The organism is Thermaerobacter sp. FW80 (assembly GCF_004634385.1).
Lineage (GTDB): Bacteria > Bacillota > Sulfobacillia > Thermaerobacterales > Thermaerobacteraceae > Thermaerobacter > Thermaerobacter composti.
The window spans coordinates 68,156-77,620 of sequence record NZ_CP037896.1; the positions used below are offsets into that span (position 1 = coordinate 68,156).

The following is a 9,465-nucleotide window of genomic DNA, read 5'->3' on the forward strand; positions in this document are numbered from 1 at the left end:
ACATATGTTTGCCTATGTCTGACTATGTTTCGGCAAGCTGTTCAGGTGACGTCCTAAACTGTCTGTAAACGCGAAGCGGTCTGGGCTACCATCGGTGGCGTCGGAAAACTCGCCCCAGCTGGGGCACACCGAGGAGGACCCAGACCTATGTCCAGGATACCACCCAGCCAGCAGTTGGCGGAGCTGGCCCGGCAGCTGGCCGCGCAGGCCCGGGAGGGTACTGAGGTCGAGGACCTGACCCATGCCCTCGTCCGCCTGGGCGCCCGCAAGCTCATCCAGGAGCTGCTGGAGGCAGAGGTCACGGAGCTTTTGGGGCGCGGACGCTACGAGCGGCGCGAGCCTGGCCAGGAAGGCGCCCGCAACGGCTACAAGCCGCGGACGCTGCGTTGCGCCGAGGGGCGGCTCGAGATCGACGTCCCCCAGGTGCGGGGCATGGAGGGACTGTGCCAGCCCACGCTGTGGAGGGCCCTCAAGCGGCGGACGGACGTGCTGGAGCGCCTGGTGGTGGAGATGTACGCCCGGGGCCTCTCTACCCGGGACATCGAGGATGCGCTGGCGGAGCTGGCGGGCAGCGAAGCGCCGCTTTTGAGCCGGTCCACCGTGAGCCGGATCACCGAGGCGCTCCACGAGGAGTTCGAGGCCTTTGCCCAGCGGGACCTGTCAGGCCTCGACGTGGTGTACCTGTTCGCCGACGCCATCGACGAGTCGCTGCGCCGGCAGGCGGGCTGCCGTGAGGGCATCCTGGTCACCTGGGCCATCTTGAGCGACGGCAGCAAGGTGCTGGTGCACCTGAGCCTGGGCAACAAGGAGCGCTACGAGGACTGGCTGGAGCACTTCCGGGATCTGGTGCGCCGGGGGCTGAAGACGCCGCTGACGGTGACGACGGACGGGGCGCCGGGGCTGATCCAGGCGGTGGAAGCCATGTGGCCGGAGGCGGAGCGCATCCGCTGCTGGGTGCACAAGATGCGGAACGTGCTGGACAAGGTGCCGGAGGAGGCGCGGCCCGTGCTCAAGCCCTACCTGGAGGCGATCCGGGACGCACCGGATATCGAGCAGGGCCGGCGGCTGGTGGCCGAGGTGGTGGAGCGGTTCGGGCGGGAGTATCCCTCGGCCATGCGGAGCCTGCAGGAGGACCTGGAAGCGAGCCTGGCGCACCTGCGGCTACCCGCCGCCCACCGCAAGCATGTCCGGACCACCAACCTGGTGGAGCGCAGCTTCGAGGAGGAGCGGCGGCGCGCCAAGGTGATCCCGCGGTTTCGGAGCGAGCGGGAGTGCCTGAAGCTAGTCTTCGCCGTGCTGTGGCGGGCGAGTGAGCGCTGGCGGCGGGTGCAGTTCAGCGAGCACGAACGAAAGCAGCTGGAGCGCTACATCGAGGAGCGGCAACGGCAAAGAGCGGCGCAGAAAGAGGTTTCACCCGCTGCCACCGTGGCATGACCCAGACCGCTTTTACAGACAGTTCGGGACTTGACCAGCTGTTCACGACCCCGACGTGTGCATCCCGCCTCCGCCGCCTGATCTGGACTGCAAAGACATCAAGTACCGAAACTTTCGCGTCCTGCCGCCCGATCCGCACCGGCTCGATGGCCGGGACGGTGACGGAATCGGCTGTGAGTCCTAAGCCAGAACGACCCGCGAAAGGGTGTGTCGATGGCGGGGGCGGTATGCCGACCGCGTGGTGAGCAAATCGGGCTTTCGAACCCGGAAAAAGGCACTCCCCTACCCCCGCGGTCCGCAAAGGAACCTGGCGTCAACGCCCTCCTCGAGAGGCACCGCGTTCAAGCTTCCGGGACCGGCAAGGTGCTGCAACGCCCGGACTTCCTGGCTGCATACGGGCCGGAGGATCCTTGCTGGCACGCGGTCGGCCGGTCGCTCGGGCAGTGATCGTCGTTGCGGAGGCAGCACGCTCGACGCGGTGCTGACCGTCCGAGGTTTGTTCGGTGGTCCGCTGCTCCTGGACGCAATCGCCTTCGCCATAGCCTTGGAGCCCGTACCGCGACCGTAGCGGGTGCCAATCTCAGGTGGCACGCCTCCTTTCCCTTGCCAGCGTCGCCAGCAGGCGCTCGTTCTCTTCCTCGCGTCGGGTCGCAAGCCGGATGTACTGGGGAAGTCCGAAGGACGCGCAGTCCCGTACGACGAGACCGTACCGGAGCAAGCGACGCCGCCAGGCAGCCCCATCACCGACATCGAGCAGGAAGAAGTGCGTCGCTGAGGGAAGGGGAGCGAGGCCCAGCGTTTCGAGCCCCCGGCGGAACTTATCACAGGCGTCCCACACCCTGGCGAGAGACCGCCCCACGTGCGCCTCATCCGTCAAGGCGGCCACGCCTGCCGCCTGGGCGACGGCGTTCACATGCCAGGGCGGCGCCACGCGATGCAAAACGGCTACCACCTGCGGGGGCGCGACGGCATAACCCAACCGTAGCCCCGCCAAGCCGTAGAGCTTCGTCAGGGACCGGATGACGAGGATATTGTCGAGATCCAACTCGATGGCGGAGCGGAGGCCGGCGAGACGGTAGGCGGCGAATTCGAAATACGACTCGTCCACCACGAAAAGGCAAGCTGGGTGCGCCCGGGCCCAGCGAGCGATCACGTCGGTCGGAACCAGCGTTCCCGTCGGGTTGTTGGGGGTGCATAGGAACACGACGGCGGGGCGGACCGTGTCGAGCACGGCCGCGACCCCGTCCGGGTCCACAGCGAACCCCGTTTCCGCCCGCGCCCGCCAGAACTGCACCCGGGCCCCCATCAGCCGGGCCACCCGTTCGTACTCGCCAAAGGTGGGCCCCACGATCATCACGGTGTCTCTGGAGCGGATGTACCCCAGAGCAACCAGCCAGAGCAGCTCGCTGGCCCCGTTGCCGGCGACGATGCGCTCGGGTCCCACCCCGAGGCGGGCAGACAGGGCGCGCCGCAGAGCCCGCGCCTCTCGGTCCGGGTAGCGATGCGCCGGCACCGAGGCCAGCGCCCGTGTCACAGCAGGCGACGGGCCATAAGGGTTGTCGTTGACACTAAAGTCGACGACCTCCTCTGGGTCGAGGCCCCAGGCTTCCAACTCGGCCGGATCGGCTGCGCCGTGCGTGACAAAAGGGACGTTGGCAATCGCCGACTTCGGTTGCGGCAGCACCGTCGTCCCTCCTATTCCCACCGTCCCACCGTGGGTCTCCGCCATGAATGGAAAGGGAAAGCGCCGCACCGGGCCTGCGGGGGAAGCATCACGCCCGCAACGCGATGACGGCGCACGCCAGGACGATGGCCATCGCCACGGTGCCGTAGAAGAGCCGGACGGCCCGCTCGATGTCGCTCGGTCCGGGCAGGGCCAGCCCCGCGCCCAACTTGTAGTGCCCGGCCTTCTCCAGTTCCACCCCCAGCGCACCGGCCATGGCGCTCATGGGATGACCGGCGTTGGGACTTGCCGTCTTGCCGGCGTCTTGCCGCCAGATGCTGAGAGCTCCCCGTGCATCCTCGCGGAGGCAGGCGGCCGCGAGTACCAGCAGGGCCGCGGTCAGCCGTGCGGGATCAGGTTGGCCGCGTCGTCGGCTCGGGCCGCCGCCTTGCCCAGCCACTCGCGGGACGGATCACGGTAGCCCAGCATGGCGTCCGCGGTGTTGAGGAACCGGTACGCCAGCGCCCGGGTAGGCCCGCGAGGACGTAGTAGAAGAGCGGCGCGACCACGCTGTCCGACGCGTTCTCGGCTACGGACTCGATCGTCGCTGCCGCCAGCCGGGGAGCATCCAGGCCGCGGGTGTCGCGGCTCACGAGGTGGTACCCCACCAGGCACCGGGCCTGGCACACATCGCCCGCGGCCAGGACCGCGTGCACCTGGCGGGCAATTTCCGCGAGCCGGCGTGCGGAGAACGTTGTCTTCAGCACCACTGCCGCGGCGACCCAGGCCAAGGCCCGAGGCATCGTGGCCAGGAGGCGCTCAGCCACCAGCCCGGCACCGGCTGCCGCCACGGCGCCCGCCACCACCACGGCGGCCCCGTACGCCAGCCGTCCGGGTGCCGAGGAAGGTGCGCGGCAGGATGCAGCCCCGATCCCCGTCCCCATCCAGGCGACGGGATGCCACCGGTTGGGGGGCTCCCCCCACAGCGCGTCGAGGAGCAGAGCCAGCAGGAGGGGGACCACCCGGTCGGTAGCCGTCATCGGCTTCACGCGCTCCCGGTTTCCAGCACGGATCGCAACGAGGCCATCTCCGTCATCACCCGCACCGCCGCCTCCACGAGGTGGAACGCGAGCACCGCGCCCGTCCCCTCGCCGAGACGGAGGCCGAGGTCGAGGCAGGGGCGGAGGCCCAGCCGTTCCAGGGCGACGCGGTGGGCCGGTTCGGCCGACAGGTGTCCGGCAATCAGATAGTGCCGGGTACCGGGTGCCAGGGCCTCGGCGACCAGGGCCGCGGCCCCCGCCACCACGCCGTCCAGGACCACCGGCAGCCGCAACGCGGCCGCACCCACGATCAGGCCGGCCAGGGCCGCGATTTCAAACCCGCCCACCTTGGCCAGTACGTCCAGGGCATCGGACGGGTCGGGGCCGTTCGTTTCCAAGGCCCGCCGCACGGCGTCCCGCTTCCGGGCCATTCCGGCCGCGTCGAGCCCCGTCCCCGGTCCGACGACCCGTTCCGGCGGGAGGCCGATCAAGGTGCTGACGACGGCGGCGCTCGCCGTGGTGTTGCCGATGCCGATCTCGCCCGTGGCCAGCAGCCCGAACCCCTCTGCGGCCAGATCCGCGGCGAGGCGGGCTCCGGCGGCCAGCGCCTGCCGGGCATCCTGGCGCGTCATGGCCGGTCCTCGCGTCATATTGGACGTTCCCGGGCGCACCCGGGCCCGTACGAAGCGGACCCCCGCGGGTAGGAAATCAAACCGGCCAGGCTCGCCATCGGCCCCGCCACCTGCCCTACCGGCGGCAGAAGCGCCGTCGACGCCCGGGATCGGGCCCCGCACCCCCACGTCGACGCACACCACCGTCGCGCCGGCCTGGCGAGCCAGGACGTTGATGGCGGCCCTGCCCTCCAGGATTGTGCGGACCATCAAGGCGGTGACCTTCTGCGGATAGGCGCTGACCCCATCCTCGACGACGCCGTGATCAGCCGCCATCACGACCACCGCCTTGCGACCCAGGGTTGGCGGGACCCGCCCCGTCACCGCGGCAAGGCGAGCTCCCAGGTTTTCCAGCTCAGCCAGGCTGCCCGGCGGCTTGGCCAGCTCATCGAGCCGTGCCCGCGCCCGGGCTCCGGCCTCCTCGTCCGGCGGTGGGACGGTTACCGGCCGGCCGTCGCGCAACAACCCGGCCACGGTGTGCCCGGTCTCGGTCTCCCCGGTTAGGGGCTCGTAGCTGCGAACCTTTCGCATAACGGTTCCCCCACTTCCGACCCGCCCCCGACTGTCTAAAGTTTCGGTAGGTGCTGGTGGGGGAAAAGCGAAGGAGAGACCTCACCAGGTTGTCCCAAACGGGACAGCCGATCCTTCTGGCCAAGGATGGAGGTGAGGCCTCTCCATGAAGGACGTGATTCGCCGCATCGGGGAGATCACCCTGCAGCTTGCTCGGGTTGTGGAAAAGGCCCTGTGGGAGGCTCCGGACTTTCGAGCGCTGGAGGTGGCCGTGGTCCGAGGGGCGCAGGAGGCCGCGCGGCAACTGTTGGTCACGGCTTTGGAGGCGCTGGACCGGCAGCTGATGGAGCAGCGGGACCGGCGGCAACTGAAGTGCGTCAATCAGCAACCGCGGAGCCTGATCACGTGGGTGGGTGAGATCCAGTGGGAACGACGGTATTACCAGGAGCGGCCGAGCGGCGCACGGCGGTTCTTGCTGGATGAAGTGCTCGGGCTGGCGCCGCGGCAGCGATACTCGCCGCTGGTGCAGGAGTTCGGGATTCAGCTGTGCACCCAAGTGCCGTTTGCGGCGGCAGCGGACTGGCTGGAGCGGGTGAGCTGCGGGCCGTGCGGCTGAGCGCCATGGCCTTGTGGGCGGATGTGCAGGCGGCCGGGGCCCGAGCGGACGAAGCGGCGAAGGCGCAGCGGGAGGCGGTGTTTGAGCGGGGCGAGATCCCGCCCGGGAGCCGGCCGGCGGCCGCCGTCGACTTGGAGTTTGACGAGCTGTTGGTGCGGGGCCGGCGGCGCGGGCCGGATGGGCAGAAAGAGCGGATTGCGCTGATGCATGCGCTGGCGTATGAGGGCAAGGCGACGGACGCGCGGGGGCGGACGGTGCTGAAGAACCGGCGGGTGCACGTGGCCGTGGGCGAAGGGACGGCGTCCATCGAGGAGGCGCTGGCGGCCTTTGCGGCGGAGTGGGACTGGGCCCGGGTGGAACAGTGCACGGTGGGTGGGGACGGGGCGCCGTGGATCCGCAAGGCCCTTGAGTACCTCCCACAGGCTTCGTATCGCCTCGATCCGTTCCACCTGAAACGGCCATGCGGCGGGGACTGCAGCACGACGCGGAAGCCCACCGGCAGCTGGCGGCGGCCCTGGCCGAGGGGAAGCCGTGGCGCGAGGTGGAGACGATCCTGGATGCGGCTCGCCGGCGGGCGCGGGGTGAAGCGCGCGACCGCGTCCAAGAACTGAAGCAGTACTTGAAGAACCACTGGGACGGCATCGTGGCCGACGCGAACGCGCGGCGGCTCGGTGCGATCGAGGCGGAGAACTACCACGTGCTGGCCCGGCGAATGAAGCGGCGCGGGGCCGCGTGGAGCGAGCGAGGGGCTCGGCACCTGGCCCGGCTGTTGGCGGCTCGAGCGAACGGGGAGCTCGATCGCTACGCGCGTCCGGTCTGGCAGCGCCGCCAGGCGCCACCGGTGGCCCCGACCCCGCAAGGCCGGCTGTTCGGGCAGCGCCTGAGCCGGAGCGACGTGGAGGATGTCGCCCAGTGGCTGCGGGTGCGGATCCCGGCGCTCTACGGACCCCATGCGGACCGCGAGTGGGTGAAGGCGCTGCGGCATCTGGCCGGCCTTTCTGTGGCGTGACCGGAACATGGGTCGGGGGATCCACCTACCGAAGCTTGATGCAGTCCCCGCCCCCTCTTCGGCTTGCGGACGGAACATACGTTTGGTATCCTGGGAAAAGGAGGATGATCGGGCCGATGCAGGCGACCTTCCAGACGAAGATTCAAGACCGGTCGGTTTACCCGGCCCTGGACGCCCTCGCCGCCCTGTACGGTCGCCTGCTGCGCCGGTTGTTCGTCGATCTCTACGTGCGGAAGCGTCCCCTTGTCGAGTGCAAGCGGGAATCCATTGCTCGCTACGGCATCACAGCCCGCTACTTCAACGCGCTGGCCACCGAACTCAAGGCCAAGGTGAAGGCGGCGGAGGAAGCCCATCGGCACCATCTGGCGCACCTGCGCGGGCAGATCCAATCCACCGAACGAGCCATCGCCAAGCTCCACAAGCAGGAGAAAGCCTTGGCCTCGGGCAAGGGGCGCTGGGCGACCCTTTCGCCCGAAGAGCGGGCGGCGCGTCGGCGTCGGGTCCGGTTTCGGCTGCACCAGAAGAAGCGGCGGCTGGCGATGCTGCGCGCCCGCCTGGAAGCGGCGGAAGCGCGGACGGGATCGCCGCCGATTTGCTTTGGCTCGCGGCGCTTGTTCCATCGGCAGTTCCACCTGGAGGCGAATGGGTTCGCTTCCCACGACGCATGGCGCAAGGCATGGCGCGATGCCCGCAGCCAAAGCTTCTTCTGCCTCGGCTCCAAAGACGAGAGGAGCGGCAACCAGACGTGTTCGCTCTTGGGCGACCGCTTGCGCCTTCGGGTGCCCAACGCCCTGGCCGGCCGCTTTGGCCGGCATGTTTGGCTGCACGGCGTCCGTTTCCCCTATGGACAGGATGTCATCCTGGCGGCCCTCGCGTCCGGGCAAGCGATTTCCTACCGCTTTGTCCGGAAGAACAGCGCCTGGTATGTCTTCGCCACCACCGAACGGCCCGCGGCCCCGATCACGACATCGCGAAGGGCGGGCGCCCTTGGTGCCGATCTGAACCCCGACCGGCTGGCCGTGGCGGAGGTCGACCGCTTCGGCAACCCGGTGGCGGCGCGCGACATCCGACTTCCGCTCCAAGGCAAGCGCCGGGAGCAAGTGAAGGCCATCCTGGGCGATGCGGTGGCGGACCTGGTGGCATGGGCCAAGGGCGCCGGCAAGCCCATCGTGGTGGAGCACCTGGACTTCCGGGAGAGAAGACCCGTCTTCGAGAAGACGACAAGCGATACGCCCGCAAGTTGTCCGCTTTTGCTTACGGCAAATTTTACGCCCTGCTCATGGCCCGGGCCGCCCGGGAAGGCGTGGAGGTGCTCCGCGTCAACCCGGCCTTCACCAGCGTGATCGGCAAAGTCAAGTTCATGGCCCGGTACGGGCTGTCGCCCCACGCGGCCGCGGCGGTGGCGATTGCCCGCCGGGGCCTGGGCTTTGGCGAGCGCTTGCGCTCCGGAACCGCCCGCCCTCTACCCGCGAGGGAATCGAGGGCGGCACGTCTGGAGCGATTGGCGGCGCATCGCCCCGTCGGTGCGCGGCAAGCGGGCGCACCGGCTCTATGAGCGGTCCTCCGAGGACGCCCCAGGTCGGGGGGAACCCCGATCCACCCGGGCACCGGCGGCCTCAAGGCCGCACGGCCCCGGGTGCGATGGTCTGGCTTGGGGTCCGGGGTGCGATCCCCCGGCGCGAATCGTCGGGAGCACTGTTCGCCCGGCGTCATAGGTGGATGCAATAAACGCCTATGTTTTGAGGAACGGTGTTTCACCGGTTCCATCCGTGTGACCCGGTCGGCCCGCTCGATTACCTTGGACGGCCGTGGAGTTCACCACCGCGTCACCCCCATGTGGATCTCGTACCCTTCCAACTCCGCACCGGCGCATTGGTCCCAGAAGCCGGACCCGCCGGGGGCCACATGCACTGACCGGCGGCGCGTGGTCTTGACGGGTTGCAGCTCCGCCCCTACCGGTAGGTAAGCGAGCCCCCTCACCTCGCCAATGCTTGCCTCGGCCCCGCGGGGATCGCGGACGCGCAGACCCAGCATCTGGTACCCGGCGCACATGCCCATCAGCGACGCCTCCCCACCACCGCCCGGGCGATGGCCCGGTCCAAGCCGTTGCGAAACAGCCATACCAGGTCTTCCACGGTGCTTTTGGTTTCCGGCAGGATCACGGCATTGGACTGCCCGCTCGTCCGGCGACGCGACGTAGCGGACACGCACCCCCGGCTGGGCGGGGCAGGCGCACCACGGCAAGGTCCAGGACCGCCGGTTCCCCCACCTCCCCGCGCCCGCCCCCGCTTCCCAGATTGCCTGCCCTCGCGCTGTCTTGCCGGGCATCCTCCAGGGCGAGGGAATCCTCCTCGTCCATCGCCAGCTCCCGATACGGTATAACGTCGACGACGGGCCGGCCCGTCCCCCTCCCCAGCCACTCAATTCCCGGAGCAACGCCGGGTCGCCGCGAAAGTTTTGATGTTGAACCCGGTCACCCGCCGCCGTTGGGAGGGGGTAGCAGGTGACGTCCTAAACTGTCT

The 9,465-nt window shown here is 69.3% G+C and carries 8 protein-coding genes and 1 pseudogene; 5 read left to right on the forward strand and 4 right to left on the reverse strand.

Annotated features, from left to right (window positions below):
* The first annotated feature begins 147 nt into the window (after positions 1-147).
* Entirely contained in the window at positions 148-1,434 is a 1,287-nt protein-coding gene (locus E1B22_RS12490; protein WP_135226166.1) for an IS256 family transposase, read from the forward strand.
* Positions 1,435-2,014: 580 nt separating this feature from the next.
* Here E1B22_RS12490 and E1B22_RS12500 read toward each other — a convergent pair.
* The 3 genes and pseudogenes from E1B22_RS12500 to E1B22_RS12510 all read right to left on the reverse strand — a co-directional run bounded on the left by E1B22_RS12500 (position 2,015) and on the right by E1B22_RS12510 (position 5,339).
* Positions 2,015-3,118 carry a histidinol-phosphate transaminase gene (locus tag E1B22_RS12500; protein WP_167758989.1) on the reverse strand — a complete coding sequence of 368 codons (1,104 nt, stop codon included), beginning with the start codon at positions 3,116-3,118 and terminating at the stop codon, positions 2,015-2,017.
* 88 nt (positions 3,119-3,206) lie between these two features.
* Positions 3,207-4,137 (reverse strand): annotated as a pseudogene (gene cbiB, locus E1B22_RS14165) (adenosylcobinamide-phosphate synthase CbiB).
* Between the two features lie 5 nt (positions 4,138-4,142).
* The gene (locus tag E1B22_RS12510) at positions 4,143-5,339 is read right to left on the reverse strand and encodes a nicotinate-nucleotide--dimethylbenzimidazole phosphoribosyltransferase (protein WP_135226169.1); all 1,197 of its coding nucleotides are present in this window, start codon (positions 5,337-5,339) and stop codon (positions 4,143-4,145) included.
* A 145-nt stretch (positions 5,340-5,484) separates the two neighbouring features.
* Here E1B22_RS12510 and E1B22_RS13785 point away from each other — a divergent pair, with 145 nt between their 5' ends.
* From E1B22_RS13785 to E1B22_RS12530, 4 genes are all read left to right on the forward strand, one after another.
* A complete protein-coding gene (locus E1B22_RS13785) occupies positions 5,485-5,934 on the forward strand; it encodes a UPF0236 family transposase-like protein (protein WP_135226186.1) in 450 nt (149 codons plus the stop codon).
* Positions 5,925-6,545 (forward strand): UPF0236 family transposase-like protein, encoded by a 621-nt coding sequence (locus E1B22_RS13790; RefSeq protein ID WP_135226187.1) that lies wholly within the window; start codon positions 5,925-5,927, stop codon positions 6,543-6,545. Before E1B22_RS13785 ends, E1B22_RS13790 begins: the two co-directional genes overlap by 10 nt.
* Entirely contained in the window at positions 6,476-6,943 is a 468-nt protein-coding gene (locus tag E1B22_RS13795; protein WP_167758982.1) for a UPF0236 family transposase-like protein, read from the forward strand. Before E1B22_RS13790 ends, E1B22_RS13795 begins: the two co-directional genes overlap by 70 nt.
* A gap of 104 nt (positions 6,944-7,047) precedes the next feature.
* Positions 7,048-8,286 (forward strand): transposase, encoded by a 1,239-nt coding sequence (locus tag E1B22_RS12530; protein ID WP_243123901.1) that lies wholly within the window; start codon positions 7,048-7,050, stop codon positions 8,284-8,286.
* A gap of 472 nt (positions 8,287-8,758) precedes the next feature.
* On the opposite strand, the gene E1B22_RS14170 is transcribed toward E1B22_RS12530, so the two are convergent.
* Positions 8,759-9,001 (reverse strand): hypothetical protein, encoded by a 243-nt coding sequence (locus tag E1B22_RS14170; protein WP_167758998.1) that lies wholly within the window; start codon positions 8,999-9,001, stop codon positions 8,759-8,761.
* Between the last annotated feature and the right edge of the window lie 464 nt (positions 9,002-9,465).

Excerpts from the sequence above, each read along its gene's own strand:
- E1B22_RS12530 (WP_243123901.1), top strand. The coding sequence starts at position 7,048 with ATGATCGGGCCGATGCAGGCGACCTTCCAGACGAAGATTCAAGACCGG.
- E1B22_RS14170 (WP_167758998.1), bottom strand. The coding sequence starts at position 9,001 with ATGGGCATGTGCGCCGGGTACCAGATGCTGGGTCTGCGCGTCCGCGAT.
- E1B22_RS12510 (WP_135226169.1), bottom strand. The coding sequence starts at position 5,339 with ATGCGAAAGGTTCGCAGCTACGAGCCCCTAACCGGGGAGACCGAGACC.
- E1B22_RS12490 (WP_135226166.1), top strand. The coding sequence starts at position 148 with ATGTCCAGGATACCACCCAGCCAGCAGTTGGCGGAGCTGGCCCGGCAG.
- E1B22_RS13785 (WP_135226186.1), top strand. The coding sequence starts at position 5,485 with ATGAAGGACGTGATTCGCCGCATCGGGGAGATCACCCTGCAGCTTGCT.